Here is a 16083-nt window from a genome sequence, read left to right on the forward strand (position 1 = left end):
GCGACTCATCGGTCGACAGACCGATGAGTAGCATCCGGCGGTCCCTCCGGTCACCGGTCGAGCTGGGCCTGGAGCGCCGTCGCGACCCGTCGCGCACTGTCCGGGGCGAGCACCAGGTGCTGACGCTGCTGGTCGGGCTCGCCGACGAAGACCCACTCCTCGGGCTCCCCGCAGCGACGGGTGCGCACGACCAGCAGGTCGGTGGTCTGCGGACGCGGTCGGGCACTGCCCTGCTCCCGCACGCCGATCACGACGGGCAGGTAGTGGGGCGTGCCCTCGTGGTGACGATCCTCCGGTGCGTCGTCCTCCCGGTGCGTCGAGGTGCACCAGGACGGGCACGGCTCGTGCAGCCAGCGGGGTCGGGCGTGGTCACCGTCCATGCAGGGTCCCTTCGTCGTTGCGCCCGGAAAGGGGTGTCCAGCCCACGCTAGGGCGCGCTCCGGACACGGGTCGTGCGCTCGTGCCCGGCTCCAGGGTGCGACTCATCGGTAGCGGTGCGACGTCTCGCGGGCCGCCGCGGCGCGGGCCCGCCGAAAGTTGTCACGCGGCTGACAAGAAATGACCGGCAGGCACGCTCTGTGGCCCTGGGCCTGGCGGCGTGGCCTGCGACACACCTACGGTCGGCCACGGTCGTGACGCACCCAGGATGCGTCGGGCCTGCAGGACGACGGAGGGGCGAAGAGCATGGGCGGAAGCGTCGAGGTGCGGGGACTGACGAAGTCCTTCGGGCGCCAGAACATCTGGCACGACGTCACCCTCACGTTGCCGCCGGGGGAGATCACCGCGCTGCTCGGCCCCTCGGGAACCGGCAAGTCCGTCTTCCTCAAGTCCCTCATGGGCATCGTGGACCCCGAGCGCGGCGAGGTGCTGATCGACGGCGTCGACATGGTGTCGGTCAAGGAGGCCCACCGCCTCGAGCTGCGCAAGAAGTTCGGCGTGCTGTTCCAGGACGGTGCGCTCTTCGGCTCGATGAACGTGTACGACAACGTCGCCTTCCCGCTGCGCGAGCACACCCGCATGAGCGAGGAGGAGATCCGCCAGGTCGTCCTCGACCGGCTCGACATGGTGGGCCTGCTCGGTACCGAGCACAAGGTGCCCGGCGAGATCTCCGGCGGCATGAAGAAGCGGGCCGGCCTGGCCCGCGCGCTCGTGACCGACCCCGAGATCATCCTCATCGACGAGCCCGACTCCGGCCTCGACCCGGTGCGCACCTCCAACCTCGCCCAGCTGCTCGTCGACGTGAACACCGCAACCGACGCCACGATGCTCGTGGTCACCCACAACATCGAGCTGGCGCGCACGCTGCCCGACAACCTCGGCATGCTCTACCGCCGCGAGCTCGTCATGTTCGGTCCGCGCGAGGAGTTCCTGCTCACCGACCACCCGGTCGTCAGCCAGTTCATGAGCGGCGACCCAGAGGGTCCGATCGGCATGAGCGAGGAGAACGACCACCGCACGATCGACCTCTTCGACGAGCCCGTGGACTACGGCGCGGGTGGCCCCCTGCGCCACGGCGGAGCCCGCGCGATCGAGGTGCTGCCCCGCCAGCTCGAGCCCCGCTCGGGGGGTGCTCGACCCAGCTCCGTACGCCACCGTGAGCGGGTCAGCGCGGGCAACGCACCGCTCTACGTGGCCGACGACGACGACACCCACCGAGTCCCGCCGAACCCGACGTCAGGTGCCGTCGCGCGGTCGCTGACCGCCACCGGCGACGTCTTCGCCCTCGCCCTCGACACCACCCGCGCCACGTTCCGCCGGCCCTTCGCCGCGCGCGAGGCGCTCGAGCAGTTCTGGTTCGTCGTGAGCGTCTCGTGGATCCCCGCGATCCTCGTCGCCATCCCGTTCGGGGCGGTCATCGCCCTCCAGCTCGGCACGCTCACGGTGCAGGTCGGTGCCCAGTCGTTCACGGGTGCGGCGAGCGTGCTCGCGGTCGTCCAGCAGGCGGCTCCGATCGTCACGAGCCTCGTGATCGCCGGGGCGGGTGGTGCAGCCATCTGCGCCGACCTCGGCTCGCGCCGCATCCGCGACGAGATCGACGCGATGCGGGTGATCGGCGTGAACCCCGTGCAACGCCTCGTGGTGCCGCGCGTGCTCGCTTGCATCGGCGCCGCGATCCTGCTCAACGGCCTGGTGTCGGTCGTCGGCGTCGTCGGCGGCTACGTCTTCAACGTCATGGTGCAGGGCGGCACGCCCGGCGCCTACCTGTCCAGCTTCACCGCGCTGGCGCAGATCTCCGACCTGTGGGTCGGCGAGCTCAAGGCCGTGGTGTTCGGCTTCATCGCCGGCATCGTGGCCTGCCACCGGGGGCTCAACACCGCTCCCGGCCCGAAGGGCGTGGGCGACTCGGTGAACCAGTCGGTGGTCATCACGTTCCTGCTGCTGTTCTTCGTCAACTTCGTGATCACCACGCTGTACCTGCAGCTCGTCCCGGGCAAGGGAGCCTGACATGACGGTCGCACCGCCCCAGGGGCCCGGAGCCGGAGGGCGCACGCCCCGGCCCGAGCCGACGCCCGAGGAGCTCGGCATCGACGACCGACCCGCCCGCTGGTGGGACCGGCCGATCGACGCCGTCGCCGCGGCCGGCGCCGAGCTGCGCTTCTACGGTCGCGTGCTGGCCTGGATCCCGGCCACCGTCCGGCGCTACCCGCGCGACATCCTCCGGCTGCTGTCGGAGGTCAGCTTCGGCTCGGGGGCCCTCGCGGTCATCGGCGGCACCATCGGTGTGATGCTCGGCATGACGCTCTTCGTCGGCAGCGTGGTCGGCATGCAGGGCTACGCGGCCCTCGACCAGATCGGCACGTCGGCCCTGAACGGCTTCATCTCCGCCTACTTCAACACCCGCGAGATCGCGCCGCTCGTGGCCGCGCTCGCGCTGTCGGCCACGGTCGGCTCGGGCTTCACGGCGCAGCTGGGTGCCATGAAGATCAACGAGGAGGTCGACGCCCTCACGGTCATGGCGGTGCCGAGCGTGCCCTACCTCGTCACCACCCGCGTGGTCGCCGGCTTCGTCGCGATCATCCCGCTGTACGTGATCGGCCTGCTCACGTCGTACTTCGGCGCCCGGATGGTCACCGTCCACCTGTACGGGCAGTCGGCCGGCACGTACGACCACTACTTCTCGCTGTTCCTGCCGCCGATCGACATCCTGCTGTCGTTCGCCAAGGTGCTGGTCTTCGCCGTCCTCATCATCCTCATCCACTGCCGGCTCGGGTTCATGGCGCAGGGCGGGCCCGCCGGCGTCGGCATCGCGGTCGGCACGGCGGTGCGCCGCAGCATCGTCACCGTCGCGGTGCTCGACCTCGTGCTGTCGATGGCCCTGTGGGGCACCACCACGACCGTGCGGATCGCTGGATGAGCGCGCGCCGAGGCGCCCCGCGCTGGGTCGACGTGCTGCTCGGCCTGGGCTACGGGCTCGTCGTCGTGGCGCTCGTCGGGGGCGCGGTGCTCGCCTACAACAGGGCGTTCGTGCCGCGCTCCGACGTCGAGCTGCGCACCGACGCGATCGGCAACGCCCTGCAGAAGGGATCGGACGTGAAGCTGCACGGCGTCCCGGTGGGCGAGGTCTCGAAGATCACCACGGCCGACGACGGAGCCGTCCTCACGCTCGCGCTCCAGCCCGAGGTCCTGGAGCGGCTGGCGCCCGACACCACCGGCCGGCTGCTGCCCAAGACGTTGTTCGGCGAGCGCTACGTCGAGCTGCAGACCACGGCCCCGGCAGGCGGCCACCTGCAGGCGGGTGCGGTCATCGAGCAGGACGCGTCGGCGGAGGCGATCGAGCTGCAGAAGGTGCTCGACGAGCTGCTCCCGCTGCTGCAGTCCATCCAGCCCGAGAAGCTGCAGTCCACCCTCAACGAGCTCGCGACGATGCTGCGCGGCCGCGGTGGCGAGCTGGGCGACACGCTCCAGGCGTGGGGCGAGTACGTGCAGCGGCTCCAGCCCAGCGTGCCGCTGCTGGCCGAGGACCTCGACCGGCTCGGCACCGTGGCCGAGACCTATGCCGACGCCGCTCCCGACCTGCTCACGGCACTCGACGACCTCACGACCACGTCGGGCACCCTGGTGGCCAAGGGCCAGGCGCTCACCGAGGTGTACGAGCGGGTCATCGCGTCGGCCGACGAGAGCCGGGGCTGGGTGGCCGGCAACGCGAGCACCATCGAGATCCTGGCCGAGGACAGTCGCAAGGCGCTCGAGGCCGCGGCGCCCTACGCGCGCACGTTCCCGTGCCTGCTGCGGTCGGCCCGGCAGTTCATCCCGCGGATGGACCGGGTGCTCGGCAAGGGCACGGACCAGCCCGGTCTGAAGGTGGTGCTCAACGTCAGCCCGCCGCGCAGCGGCTACCGGCCCGGGCGCGACACCCCGTCGTTCAGCGGCGGTGGCAAGCCGTCGTGCCCCTACGTCCCCACCGGAGCCACCGCGCGGGCGTCGTCCGCGACCACGAGGTCCGAGCCCGAGGCGATCCAGCCGCCCGCCTACGACCCGCGCGGGTCCGCGGTGGCGTCGGCGGGCCTGGGCGAGGCGAACTCGCCGGCCGAGAACCAGCTGATCGCCGAGCTGGTCGCGCCGAGCCAGGGCATGAGCCCCCAGGACTACCCGCGCTGGGCGAGCCTGCTCGTCGGTCCGACGCTGCGCGGCACGAAGGTGGAGCTGCGATGAAGACGCTCGTCCTCAAGAGCCTGGTGTTCACGGTCGTCACCGTGCTCGCGACCGTGGCGCTGGCCGGGACCATCCGCAACTCGACGCCCGGCTCGTCGAGCAGCTACACGGCGCTGTTCTCCGACGCCACGAGCCTGAACCGCGGCGACGACATCCGCATGGCCGGGGTGAAGGTCGGCACGGTGACCGAGGTGGCCGTGCACGACAACCGCGTGGCCGGGGTCGAGTTCACCGTGCAGGACGCCGTGCGGCTGCCCCGTGGGACCACCGCCCAGCTGCGCTTCCGCAACCTCGTCGGCCAGCGGTACATCTCGCTCGAGCCGCCGGAGGTCGCGGACACCGACACGCTGCCGACCGGTCACACGTTCGGCCTGGAGGAGACGCGGCCGGCCCTCGACCTGACCATGCTGTTCAACGGCTTCCAGCCGCTCATGCAGTTCCTCGACCCGAAGGACGTCAACGCCCTCAGCGGGCAGATCATCGCCGTGTTCCAGGGCGAGGGCGCCACCGTCGAGGGGCTGCTCTCCAGCACGGCCAGCCTCACGTCGACCCTGGCCGAGAAGGACCAGGTCATCGGCGAGCTGATCGACAACCTCACGTCGGTGCTCACCACGGTGAACGGGCGGTCCGACGAGCTCGACCGGACCATCATCACGCTGCAGCAGCTCGTCTCGGGTCTCGCCGAGGACCGCGAGACCATCGGCGACACCCTCGACGGCATGGGCCGGCTCACGAGCAGCGTCGCCGACCTCCTGGAGGAGGGGCGCCGACCGCTCAAGGACTCCATCGCCTCGCTCGGCTCGCTGTCCGGAGAGCTGGCGGACGCCGAGGACGTGCTGAACCGCTTCTTCGACACCCTGCCGGGCAAGCTCGACCGCATCGGACGCACGGCGTCCTACGGGTCCTGGATCAACTTCTACGAGTGCGAGATCACGGGTGTCATCCCGCGTCCCGAGGGCTACTTCGGCGACCTCGGTGCCCAGCCCGTCGCGAAGAGGTGCACCGCATGACCCGGACACGCAAGGCTCCCCGCTTCCCGACGGCGTTCGCGGAGCGCAACCGCGTCGTGATCGCCGTCGTCGGGCTGCTGACCATGGCGATCGTCTTCCTGCTCGCCTTCAACGCCCAGGCCCTGCCGATCATCGGCGGCGGAAGCACCTACCAGGCGCAGTTCGCCGAGGCCGGTGGGCTCAAGCCGGGCAACGAGGTCCGCGTGGCCGGGGTCAAGGTCGGCGAGGTGACGGGGCTGGAGCTCGACGGCGACACGGTGGTCGTGACCTTCCGGGCCAAGGACGTTCGGGTCGGACCGCAGTCGCGGGCGGCCATCAAGGTCAAGACCACGCTGGGCCAGAAGTTCCTGGCCGTCGACCCGCTCGGGGCCGGCGAGATCGACGGGCCCATCCCGTTGCAGCGCACGAGCACGCCGTACGACGTCAACGCGGCGTTCTCCGACCTCTCCGACACGATCGGCGAGATCGACACCGCCCAGCTCGAGACCAGCCTCGACGTCCTGTCCGACACCTTCGAGGACACGCCGAAGGCGGTGCGCGAGTCCGTCGCCGGGCTGACCGACCTCTCGCGCGTCGTGGCCAAGCGCGACGACGAGCTCGCCGCGCTGCTGGCCTCCACGCGTGAGGTCAGCGGCACCCTCAAGGACCGCAACGCCGAGTTCGCGAAGCTCCTGCAGGACGGCAGCAGCCTGCTCGAGGAGCTCGCGTCCCGTCGCGAGACGGTGCAGGCGCTGCTCGACGGCACCGAGCGGCTGGGCACCCAGCTCACCGGCCTGGTGCGCGACAACGAGGAGCAGCTGCGGCCGGCCCTCGCCAAGCTCGACGACGTGGCCGAGATCCTCCAGGCCAACCAGAGCAAGCTCGAGGCCTCCTTGCGGCGCCTCGGTCCGTACTACCGCACGCTCGCGTCGGCGACCGGCAACGGTCCGTGGGTCGACGCCTACATCTGCGGACTGTTCGATGCCAGCGGCGCACCCGAGCTGCGCAACGACGTGGCCCGTGACTGCGCACCGAAGAAGGGAGGGGGCCAGTGAGACGCCGGAGCCTCGTCATCGCCCTCGTGGCCGCGCTCGCCGTCGTGGCGGTCGTCGGCTGGCGTGCGACCGCTGCGCGCGACCGCACGACCGTGCAGGCCGTGTTCGAGTCCAGCGTGGGTCTCTACGCCGGCTCCGACGTGCAGATGCTCGGCGTGCCGGTCGGCACGGTCACCGACGTCGCGCCCGGGCCCGCCGGCGTGACCGTGACCATGCGCCTCGACCCGGGCCAGGCCGCGGCCGCCGACACGGCCGCGGTCATCGTGGCGCCGACGCTGGTGTCCGACCGCTTCGTGCAGCTGACGAAGCCGCACACGAGCGGCCCGACGCTGGAGGACGGCGCCGTGCTGCCGATGGAGCGCACCGCGGTGCCGGTCGAGATCGACGACCTCTACGCGAGCCTCACCGACGTGAGCGAGAAGCTCGGTCCCGACGGCGCCAACCGCGACGGCGCGCTGTCGCGCTTCCTCGACGTGGCCGACCGCAACCTGCGGGGCCAGGGCGTCAAGATCAACCAGCTGATCGGCGACTTCGGCGACGCCTCGGGAACCCTCGCGGACTCCAGCGACGACCTGTTCGCCACGATCTCGAACGTCAGGGAGTTCAACGACATGCTCGTGGAGAACGACGACGCCGTGGCCGACGTGAACCGGCAGTTCGCCGAGGTCAACGACTACCTGGCCGACAGCAGCGGGGACCTGGCAGGAGCGATCGACAACCTCGGTGAGGCGCTCGCCCTGGTCGACGACTTCATCCGCGACAACCGCGGCGCGCTGAGGACCAGCGTCGAGAACCTGCAGGGTCCGACCCGGGTGCTCGTCAACCAGCGCGAGGCGTTGGAGGAGACCGTCCGGCTGGTCCCGCTCGTCCTGCAGAACTTCCTGCGGGCGTACGACCCGGACCTCAAGGCGCTCACCGGTCGCGGCAACCTCAACGAGGCCTCGATCTGGAAGGACGGCGGCGACGCGCCCGCCCTGCTCCCGGAGGTGAACCGATGAGGGGCGGGCCGATGAGGCGCCTGCTGGTGGCCGCAGTGGTGGCCGGTCTCGCCGCGCTGTCCGGCTGTGGCGTGCTCGGCGGCGGGGTCTACGACACGCCCCTGCCCGGCGGCGCCGACGTCGGCTCCAAGCCGATCCGCATCACGGCCGACTTCGACGACGTGCTCGACCTCGTGCCCCAGTCCAGCGTCAAGGTCGACGACGTGGCCGTCGGCCGCGTCGACCGCATCCGGCTCAACCCGGACGGACGCAGCGCGCGGGTGACCCTGCTCGTCAACCGGGACGCGCAGCTGCCGGCCGGCACGGTCGCCCGTCTGCAGCAGACGTCGCTGCTCGGCGAGAAGTACGTCGCCCTGGTCCGGCCGCAGACGCCGCAGGCCGGTCGGCCGATCGCCGACGGAACCCGGCTCGGTCTGGCCGACACGTCCCAGGCGGCGGAGGTCGAGCAGGTGCTCGGGTCGCTGTCGATGGTGCTCAACGGTGGCGGCATCGGCCAGTTCCAGGAGATCTCTCGCGAGCTGCAGGAGGTGTCGACGGGTCGTCCGGAGGAGATCAGGGGGTTCCTCCGGGAGATGGACACGTTCGTCACCACGCTCGACGACCGCAAGGAGTCGATCACCGCGGCCATCGACGGGCTCGCCCGGTTGTCGGAGAACCTGGAGGCCGACCAGGACAAGATCGTCTCGGCCCTCGAAGGACTGTCACCCGGCATGCAGGTGCTCGTCGACCAGCGCGAGGACCTCGTGGCCATGCTGTCGGCCCTCGACCGGCTCTCGACGGTGACGGTCAAGACGCTGGACGCCTCCCAGGACGACATCGTCGCCGACCTGAAGGCGCTCGACCCGATCCTCGAGAACCTGGCGCGTGCCGGGCGCGACCTCCCGGAGTCGCTCGAGATCCTGCTGACGTACCCCTTCCCGGACTCGGTCATGGGGGCCATCGAGGGCGACTACGTGAACGCCTTCATCGAGACGAACTTCCGGACCCTGCCCGCGGGCTGCGAGGCGGCGGGGTGCGCCTGGGCGCAGGTCCAGGACCCGAACTACCCGGACGACCCGATGAGCGGCGCGCGTCGCAAGGGACTCGATCCGAAGGCGTTGCTGGAGGAGCGGCTCGAGGCGGCCGAGGACGAGCAGGACGTGCCGCCGAGCCTGCTGCCGCCCACGTCCTCCCCGGCCCCGGGGTCACCCGCACCGACGATCCCCGTGCCGAGCGCCACGGTGCCCACCCCCGACGGCTCGCCGAGCCCGTCGCCCTCCCCGTCGCCCTCGGTCGAACCGACCACGACTCCTCGAGAGGGTGAGCAGTGATGCTGACCGGACGCATCAGAGCCCAGATCGTGGCCTTCGTGGTCCTCGGGCTGGTCGCCACCTCCTACCTCGGCGCCACGTACGTGGGCATCAACCCGTTCTCCACCGGCTTCACCGTGACGGCGGCCCTGCCCTCCGCCGGAGGCGCCTTCGAGAACGGCCAGGTCACCTACCGAGGAGTGCCCGTCGGCCGCGTCGACAGCCTTGAGGCCACCGACGAGGGCGTGCGCATCACGATGTCCTTCGACGGCGACGCCCCGCGCATCCCGGCCGACGCCGCGCCCAAGGTCGTCAACCGCTCCGCCATCGGCGAGCAGTACGTGGACCTGCAGGGCGGGACCACCGGGGGAGCCGCCCTGGCGGACGGCGACCGGCTGTCGGCGGGCGAGGAGTCCCAGCCTCCGGGCATCGACCGGGTGCTGCGGTCCGGGGAGAAGTTCGTGTCCTCCGTGCCCGAGGAGGCGCTCACGTCGGTGATCGACGAGGGCTACGAGGCCTCCCAGGGCGTCGCGCTCGACTTCGGCTCGCTGCTGGAGAGCTCGCAGGAGTTCCAGGCGGCGGCCGACCGGAACTTCGTCGCCACGCGGGGCCTGATCGAGAACTCCGACCGGGTGCTCCGCACGCAGGAGGCGTCGTCGCAGAGCATCCGCTCGTTCAGCGCGGACCTCGCCACCATCGCCTCCACGCTCGAGTCCTCCGACGGGGACCTGCGTCGGCTCATCGACAACACGCCCGCCGCGGCTCGCGAGATCGACGTGCTGTTCCAGGAGGTCGGCCGACCGCTCGGAGTCGTGCTCGCCAACCTGGTGACCCCCGCGCAGGTGTTCGGCATCAACGCCGGGGGCGTCCAGGACGCGCTGGTGACCGCGCCCAAGGCGTTCAGCATCGGATGGACCGTCACCGGCTCGCGGGGGATCAACCTCGCGCTCTCGCAGTCGTACTTCTCGCCGCTGCCGTGCACCACCGGCTACGGGGGCACCACGCCGCGGCCCGGGTCGCAGACGTCGGGTGGCTCCTCGTTCAACCTGCAGGCCGGGTGCCGCTCGTCGGCGAAGGCCTCCAACGTCCGCGGACCGAAGGGCGCGCCCCGACGCCAGGCGTCGGTGGCGACCGCACCCGACGGCCCGGCCGTCACGGCCGACGTCCGCATGGCCGACTCGCTGTCCGACCTGATGGGTGGTGCACGATGAGCACGAAGGACGCGCTCGCCGAGCGCGAGGACGTGGGGGAGCAGTCGATGACGGACGACGCCGTGCCACCGGACGAGGCCGGCCCGCCGGCACCGGGGGCGCAGAAGCGGGAGCCGTGGGTCCTCGGCTGGGTGCTGGTGGCGCTGGGCCTGGTCGTCGCGCTGAGCGGGTCGGTGGCGTGGTGGACCGCCGCGCACAGCGAGGACCTGCAGCTGGCGCGCACGCGGGACGCGGTGCTGATCGCGACCACGAGCGACGTCGCCACCCTCAACAGCCTCGACTACCGCGACGTCCAGGCCGGCCTCGACGGCTGGAAGGCCGTCACCACCGGCACGCTCCACGACCAGTTCGCCGGGCTGGACGCCAAGGACCGCGAGCTGCTCGCCGACCAGCGCAAGATCTCGAAGGGTCGCGTGGTGGAGGCAGCGGTGCTCGACGTCGACGGTGCCACCGCCGAGGTCATCGCGTCGGTCGAGACCACCGTCCGCGACGGCGCGGACGTCGACGCCGAGCCGGTCGTCAAGCGCAACCGCTTCACCGCCACGCTCCAGCGCTCCGGCGGCACGTGGAAGGTCAGCGACCTCCAGCAGCTCGCGGTGGACGTCTCATGAGGGGCGCACAGCGGATCGTCGTGGTCGCCGTGGCCGTCCTCGCGCTCGTGGCGGGCGGTGTCGGGTGGTGGCAGTACGTCGACCTGACGTCGGGCCCGGCGGGGGACAACGCCGCCCTCGTCGACGAGAAGGGCACGACGGAGGTCCAGTCGCAGGTCGCGGTCGCGCTCGAGCGGGTGCTCACCTACGACCACGCCGACCCGACGCCGACGGAGGAGTCGGCGAGGACCATGCTCGCGGGCAAGGCGCGCAGCGAGTACGCGACGCTCTTCGCCGCCCTGCAGGAGCAGGCGCCGGGGCAGAAGCTGGTGCTCACCGCCAAGGTCAGCGCCGCCGGGGTCACCGAGCTCGAGGGGGACCGGGCGAGCCTGCTCGTCTACGTCGACCAGTCGAGCCGTCGGGCCGGCGAGGACCAGGCGAACGTGTCGGCCGCCCAGCTCGCCGTCACGGCGAAGAGGTCGGACTCCGGGTCCTGGCAGGTCACCAGCCTGCGCCCCCTCTGAACCGGGAGCATCGCCCAGGACCGGGTGCGGCAGACTGAGCGGGCCGAGTCGAGCCGACAGCGAGGGGCACCCATGGCCGACATCACCCGACGTCCGTTCCTGAACCACCTGAGGTCGGACCCGACGTCGTTCGTGCTCAAGCTGAGCGGGGGACGACCGACGAAGTCCGGAGCCGGCATCTCCTTCTGGTTCCGTCCGAGCACCGCCGCGCTCGCCGAGGTGCCGCTCGACGACCGCGAGCAGGCGCTGCAGTTCACCGCCCGGACCAATGACTTCCAGGTGGTCTCGGTGCAGGCGACGGTGACCTACCGCGTGGTCGACCCGGCCGTGGCCGCGACCCGCATCGACTTCGGCATCGATCCGCGCACCGGCGCATGGAACGCGCGACCCCTCGAGCGCCTGGGCGGTCTGCTCACCGAGCTGGCGCAGCAGCCGGCGCTCGACCACCTCGCGAGCACCTCGCTGACCGACGCGCTCTCGCACGGCATCTCCCCGGTGCGTCAGCGCGTGGCCGACGAGCTGGCCGGCGACCAGCGCCTCGTCGAGCGCGGCCTGGCGGTCACCGACGTCCGCGTCGTCGCCATCCGTGCGGAGGCCGACCTGGAGCGCGCCCTCCAGACGCCCACCCGCGAGGCGGTGCAGCAGCAGGCCGACCGAGCCACCTTCGAGCGGCGCGCCATGGCGGTGGAGAAGGAGCGCGCGATCGCCGAGAACGAGCTGACCAACCAGATCGAGCTGGCCCGCCGCGAGGAGGAGCTCGTGGCCCAGCGCGGGCAGAACGAGCGCAGGCGCGCCACCGAGCAGGCCGAGTCCGACCGCATCACGGCGGCCGCCCAGGCCGAGCGCCAGGGCGTCCTCGCCCGTGCCGAGGCCGACCAGGAGCGCACGGTGGGCGAGGCGCGGGCCGAGGCGGAGTCCGCCGCGTTCGCGTCGTACGCGCAGATCGACCAGGGTCGGATCCTCGCGATCGCCGCGCGTGAGCTCGCGGGCAACCTGCCGCCGCTCACCCACCTGACCGTCACGCCCGAGCTGCTCGCGCCGCTGCTGGACCGGCTCGGTGACCGCGACGACCGGGTGGTGGCCGAGGAGCCCGGTCCGGCGTGACGCTGCGGCCCAGGGCCGTCGTCGTCCACCGGCGGTCCGAGCTCGACGAGCTCGTGGCACGTCACGCCACACGTGAGCAGGCGGCCTTCTTCCTGGCCTCCCGCGACCGCGACATCGTCGAGGTGGAGCACCGTCACGAGGCCCTCGCCCGGGCGCGCTCGGCCGTCTCGGCCGCCATCCCGCTGCACTGGCGGCGTGCGGAGGTGGAGCGCAGCGAGCTCGACCGCTTCGTGTTCGGTCCCGAGGACGTCGTGGTCGCCGTCGGCCAGGACGGGCTCGTGGCGAACGCGGCCAAGTACCTCGACGGGCAGCCGGTCGTGGGCGTCAACCCCGAACCCGCCTGGAACCCTGGTGTCCTCGTCCCGCACCGGCCCGAGGACGTCGTGACCGTGCTGGCGGCCCTGGCGCGCGCGGACCGGCAGGTCCAGGAGCGCACGATGGTGCAGGCCCGGACCGACGACGGACAGATGATCTCGGCCCTCAACGAGGTGTTCGTCGGGCACGCCGGCCACCAGTCGGCGCGCTACGTGCTGCAGTGCGGCGACCAGGTGGAGCGGCAGTCGTCGTCGGGCATCCTCGTCGGCACCGGGACGGGGGCCACCGGCTGGCTGCGCTCGGCGTGGGAGGAGCGCCGCAGCCCGCTCGACCTGCCGGCGGCGACCGACGCCAGGCTGTGCTGGTTCGTCCGGGAGGCGTGGCCGTCGCCGGCCACGGGGGTCACGGTGACCGAGGGTGTCCTCGAGGCGGAGGGATCGCTCGTCGTCACGGTCGAGTCGGACGCGCTGGTGTGCTTCGGCGACGGCATCGAGGCCGATGCGGTGACGCTGTCGTTCGGCCAGCGGCTCACGGTCGGCCGGTCGTCGCGACGGCTGCGTCTCGTCGTCTGAGCGCGGCCGACCACAGGACCCTCGCGCAGGAGGATGTGCGACCGCTGTCGTCAGCGTTCGTCGAACGGGGTCATCGGCGGCATCAGGTGGGTGAGATCGTCCGTCCGGTCGGTCCAGCGCGAGGCGGCCCGCATCCGGTCGCCGTCCGCCGTCCGCTGGCCGTCGCTCCACATGCGCGGCAACTCGCGTGCGAGCACCACGCTCGAGGCGGCGGCGACGAGAGCCGTCCCGATGCTGCGACGTCGCCACCGAGGCGTCACGTAGATCTGGTCGACGAAGCCCGACGACGGGTACCAGCGGTAGGCGCCGAGCTGGTCCTCGCTCGTCACGTCGACCTGGCGGAGAGCCTGTCGGTCGAGGAGGCTGCCGGGTGCGACGCCGTGGCCGGTGAAGGCGAGCAGGACCGTGGCGGGCGGCTCGCTGCTCGGCTCACGGAGCTCGGCGAACCACAGCGGAGGTGCCTTGGGTGCGGCCTCCGCGGTGACCTCGATGGCTACGACCGTCCCGGCGGGACCGTGCTGGGCCCTCGCGACGAGCGGCTCACCCTCGATCTCGGCGAGCGCCTCGTCCTCCGGCAGCGCGAGGCGCGTCCCGTCGCCGTGCCGCCCCGACTGCAGCACGGCGGACCACAGCGGCGCAGAGCCCGGTCCGAGTGCACGGACGTACCAGTACGGCCATGCCGGCTCACCCGGTGGCGGCCCCTCAGCGGCCACGCGAGGCGGCAGGTCGGCGGCGGGCCCGGGTCAGTGCGGCGGCACCGGCAGCGACCAGCAGGGCACCCAGGGGCGCGAGGGCCGCATCAGGACCACCGGTGGCCGGGAGCGTCCTGACCTGTGCGGCGGTGCTGCCTCGCGTGCCGCTCGAGGCGGAGGCCGGCGCGACGTCGGAGTCGCCATCGCCGGTGTCACCGGAGTCACCGTCGTCGGTGCCGGGATCGCCGGGATCGACCGGGTCCACGGGGTCTGCCGCCTCGACCGTGATCGTCAACGTCCCCGTCGTCGATCCGTTGGAGTTCGTCACCGTGTACTGCACGGGGACGGTGCCGCTGAAGCCGGTGGGCGGGGTGTAGCGCAGGCGCAGCGTGCCGGCGGAGGGGACGGCCAGGGTGCCGACCCCCTCGGTCGGCTCGGGCACGGGCGTCTCGGCCGCGCCCACGACCTCGACCGTGCCGCGGCCCTCGGTCAGCGGGGTGACCTCGAGACCGGTGTCCGGGTCCTCGCTGTCGTCGTTGGCCAGGACGTCCACCTCGATGGCGGGGCCGCCCTGCTCGGCGGTGGCCGTGTCGGGGCGCGTGACCGGAAGGATGGAGCCGGTCGCCGTGAGGGTGACTTCCTCGGTGTCGCACCCGGGCGTCAGGTTCAGGTCGCACGGCTCGATGACGACCGTGCGCGGGTCGGGCAGCAGCGCCTGGCCGTCGGGGACGGCCGACTGCGTGATCTCGACGCGGGCGCCGGGAGGGGCGGTGTAGAGGCGCAGGAACGACCCGATCCCGGTGATGTCGCCAGGGCACGAGCTGAGGCCGGTGGGGCCCTCGGCCGCCGCGGCGAGCCCGAGCGGCGGGAAGAACGGCCCGTCGGGCGGGAAGATCGGCCCGGTCGACCCGGTCGAGGTCGTGCACGTCTCGACCTCGGGTGAGCCACCGCCGGCGGGGTAGGTGGTGATGGTGATCGTGCTGCCCGCGGTGGTGGTGCCCTCGGGGACGAAGGCGCCGCTCGCCACCTGGGTGCCGATGCGGTACTTGCGGCTCCCGAAGCTCGGGGTCACGGCGTCCTCGGCGACGGTCATGTTGACCGTGCCGGTCGAGCTGCCGTTGCTGTTCGTCAGGGTGTAGGTGAGGGTGTCGGTTCCCGCGTAGTCCTCGGCCGCCGTGTAGACCAGCCGCTGGAGGCCGTCGTCGGTGACCCGCACGGTGCCGTGCAGGGGCGCAGAGGCGATGGACACGGTCGTGTCGGGGTCGTCGATGGGGTCGAAGGCGAGCACGTCGAACGTGACGGGCTCTCCCGGACGGGCGGAGAAGGACCGGTTCGGCGCGGACGGTGCGGGTCCCTCGCGCACGAGGTCCACGGCCACGGGATCGGCGGAGCACTCCGACGCGAGGCACGGATCGACGTAGACGTTCCGGTACTGGGTCCCGTCGTAGTACTCGATCACGGCCCGTTCGCCGGGGCCGAGCTCGACGGTGGGTGATGCGTCCGACTCGTTCAGGCAGGCGACCTCGGTGCCGGCCTCGACGGTCTCGACAGGAGCGCTGCAGTTGGCGGAGCGCAGGTACTCGTCGCCCTGGTAGATGGCGACGTACACGTACTGGCTGCCCACGTCGTCGGGGTAGAAGTCGCCCGCCTTCAGGGCCATCGTGATGGCGATCTGCTGGGAGCCGAGCTCGTCGGCGGCCTCGATGTCGGCCTCGCCCTCCGCCTCACCCTCCGCAGCGGCGCTCGGCGCGGGATCGGCCTCGGTCCCGTCCGTGTCCTGCTCGCTCGGGGCGGGCTCGGCCGGGGCGTCCGGGGTCTCGTCGGGGGTCTCGTCCGCCGGGGGCGGGGTCGACTCGGTGTCGCCGGCGGGTTCGGTGCTCTCCGGCGCGGTCGAGTCGGAGGTCGGCGCCGCGTCGGCCGGCTCGGACGTCGACGTCGGCTCCGAGGTCTCCGGGGCCAGGTCGCCCTCGGCGGCCAGAGCCGCAGGCGCGGAGGTGGCGACCGTGGCGAACGCGGCGACCGCGGTCACCCCGATGCGGCCGAACAGGTGCAGGGCAGGACGCGGCGAGCTGGACAAGGGGGCCCCTGGAT

General features: G+C 72.2%; 15 protein-coding genes and 1 pseudogene. 13 read left to right on the plus strand and 3 right to left on the minus strand.

What is annotated here, in order from left to right; genetic code table 11:
- Positions 1-50: 50 nt before the first annotated feature.
- Entirely contained in the window at positions 51-380 is a 330-nt protein-coding gene (locus NBW76_RS03235) for a hypothetical protein (RefSeq protein WP_056556552.1), read from the minus strand.
- Positions 381-684: 304 nt separating this feature from the next.
- On the opposite strand from NBW76_RS03235, the pseudogene NBW76_RS03240 reads away from it, so the two are divergent.
- The 13 genes and pseudogenes from NBW76_RS03240 to NBW76_RS03300 form a co-directional block, all read left to right on the plus strand.
- Positions 685-1281: pseudogene (locus tag NBW76_RS03240) on the plus strand (ABC transporter ATP-binding protein); the annotation flags it as partial.
- A 414-nt stretch (positions 1282-1695) separates the two neighbouring features.
- Positions 1696-2445: an ABC transporter permease gene (locus NBW76_RS03245; RefSeq protein ID WP_082480430.1), complete on the plus strand. Its 750-nt coding sequence runs from the start codon at positions 1696-1698 to the stop codon at positions 2443-2445.
- Between the two features lies 1 nt (position 2446).
- Positions 2447-3355, plus strand: a complete 909-nt coding sequence (locus NBW76_RS03250; RefSeq protein WP_082480360.1) for an ABC transporter permease — start codon at positions 2447-2449, stop codon at positions 3353-3355.
- Complete coding sequence (locus NBW76_RS03255) at positions 3352-4653, plus strand: MCE family protein (protein WP_156364885.1); 1302 nt, start codon at positions 3352-3354, stop codon at positions 4651-4653. Before NBW76_RS03250 ends, NBW76_RS03255 begins: the two co-directional genes overlap by 4 nt.
- The gene (locus NBW76_RS03260; protein ID WP_055962914.1) at positions 4650-5663 is read left to right on the plus strand and encodes an MCE family protein; all 1014 of its coding nucleotides are present in this window, start codon (positions 4650-4652) and stop codon (positions 5661-5663) included. Before NBW76_RS03255 ends, NBW76_RS03260 begins: the two co-directional genes overlap by 4 nt.
- Positions 5660-6697, plus strand: a complete 1038-nt coding sequence (locus NBW76_RS03265) for an MCE family protein (RefSeq protein ID WP_055962918.1) — start codon at positions 5660-5662, stop codon at positions 6695-6697. Before NBW76_RS03260 ends, NBW76_RS03265 begins: the two co-directional genes overlap by 4 nt.
- Positions 6694-7695 carry an MCE family protein gene (locus NBW76_RS03270; RefSeq protein ID WP_055962922.1) on the plus strand — a complete coding sequence of 334 codons (1002 nt, stop codon included), beginning with the start codon at positions 6694-6696 and terminating at the stop codon, positions 7693-7695. The genes NBW76_RS03265 and NBW76_RS03270 overlap by 4 nt, the downstream gene beginning before the upstream one ends.
- 11 nt (positions 7696-7706) lie before the next feature.
- Positions 7707-9005 (plus strand): MCE family protein, encoded by a 1299-nt coding sequence (locus tag NBW76_RS03275; protein ID WP_082482050.1) that lies wholly within the window; start codon positions 7707-7709, stop codon positions 9003-9005.
- The gene (locus NBW76_RS03280) at positions 9005-10195 is read left to right on the plus strand and encodes an MlaD family protein (protein WP_056556546.1); all 1191 of its coding nucleotides are present in this window, start codon (positions 9005-9007) and stop codon (positions 10193-10195) included. The genes NBW76_RS03275 and NBW76_RS03280 overlap by 1 nt, the downstream gene beginning before the upstream one ends.
- Entirely contained in the window at positions 10192-10806 is a 615-nt protein-coding gene (locus NBW76_RS03285; RefSeq protein WP_055962929.1) for a hypothetical protein, read from the plus strand. Before NBW76_RS03280 ends, NBW76_RS03285 begins: the two co-directional genes overlap by 4 nt.
- Positions 10803-11309 (plus strand): hypothetical protein, encoded by a 507-nt coding sequence (locus tag NBW76_RS03290; protein WP_056556543.1) that lies wholly within the window; start codon positions 10803-10805, stop codon positions 11307-11309. Before NBW76_RS03285 ends, NBW76_RS03290 begins: the two co-directional genes overlap by 4 nt.
- 72 nt (positions 11310-11381) lie before the next feature.
- On the plus strand, positions 11382-12413 hold the full coding sequence (locus NBW76_RS03295) for an SPFH domain-containing protein (protein WP_056556540.1): 1032 nt from the start codon (positions 11382-11384) through the stop codon (positions 12411-12413).
- Positions 12410-13300, plus strand: coding sequence for an NAD(+)/NADH kinase (locus NBW76_RS03300; protein ID WP_056556537.1), 891 nt, complete (start codon positions 12410-12412; stop codon positions 13298-13300). Before NBW76_RS03295 ends, NBW76_RS03300 begins: the two co-directional genes overlap by 4 nt.
- 50 nt (positions 13301-13350) lie before the next feature.
- On the opposite strand, the gene NBW76_RS03305 is transcribed toward NBW76_RS03300, so the two are convergent.
- Positions 13351-14013, minus strand: a complete 663-nt coding sequence (locus tag NBW76_RS03305) for a GNAT family N-acetyltransferase (protein WP_156364884.1) — start codon at positions 14011-14013, stop codon at positions 13351-13353.
- Positions 14003-16069 (minus strand): Ig-like domain-containing protein, encoded by a 2067-nt coding sequence (locus NBW76_RS03310; RefSeq protein ID WP_056556531.1) that lies wholly within the window; start codon positions 16067-16069, stop codon positions 14003-14005. Before NBW76_RS03310 ends, NBW76_RS03305 begins: the two co-directional genes overlap by 11 nt.
- Positions 16070-16083: the final 14 nt, after the last annotated feature.

Source organism: Aeromicrobium sp. Leaf245 (assembly GCF_942548115.1).
In the GTDB taxonomy this organism is placed as follows: Bacteria; Actinomycetota; Actinomycetes; order Propionibacteriales; family Nocardioidaceae; genus Aeromicrobium.

Coding starts and splice junctions, on each gene's coding strand:
- NBW76_RS03255 (WP_156364885.1), top strand. CDS start 3,352: ATGAGCGCGCGCCGAGGCGCCCCGCGCTGGGTCGACGTGCTGCTCGGC.
- NBW76_RS03295 (WP_056556540.1), top strand. CDS start 11,382: ATGGCCGACATCACCCGACGTCCGTTCCTGAACCACCTGAGGTCGGAC.
- NBW76_RS03280 (WP_056556546.1), top strand. CDS start 9,005: ATGCTGACCGGACGCATCAGAGCCCAGATCGTGGCCTTCGTGGTCCTC.
- NBW76_RS03285 (WP_055962929.1), top strand. CDS start 10,192: ATGAGCACGAAGGACGCGCTCGCCGAGCGCGAGGACGTGGGGGAGCAG.
- NBW76_RS03275 (WP_082482050.1), top strand. CDS start 7,707: ATGAGGCGCCTGCTGGTGGCCGCAGTGGTGGCCGGTCTCGCCGCGCTG.
- NBW76_RS03235 (WP_056556552.1), bottom strand. CDS start 380: ATGGACGGTGACCACGCCCGACCCCGCTGGCTGCACGAGCCGTGCCCG.
- NBW76_RS03250 (WP_082480360.1), top strand. CDS start 2,447: ATGACGGTCGCACCGCCCCAGGGGCCCGGAGCCGGAGGGCGCACGCCC.
- NBW76_RS03290 (WP_056556543.1), top strand. CDS start 10,803: ATGAGGGGCGCACAGCGGATCGTCGTGGTCGCCGTGGCCGTCCTCGCG.
- NBW76_RS03260 (WP_055962914.1), top strand. CDS start 4,650: ATGAAGACGCTCGTCCTCAAGAGCCTGGTGTTCACGGTCGTCACCGTG.
- NBW76_RS03265 (WP_055962918.1), top strand. CDS start 5,660: ATGACCCGGACACGCAAGGCTCCCCGCTTCCCGACGGCGTTCGCGGAG.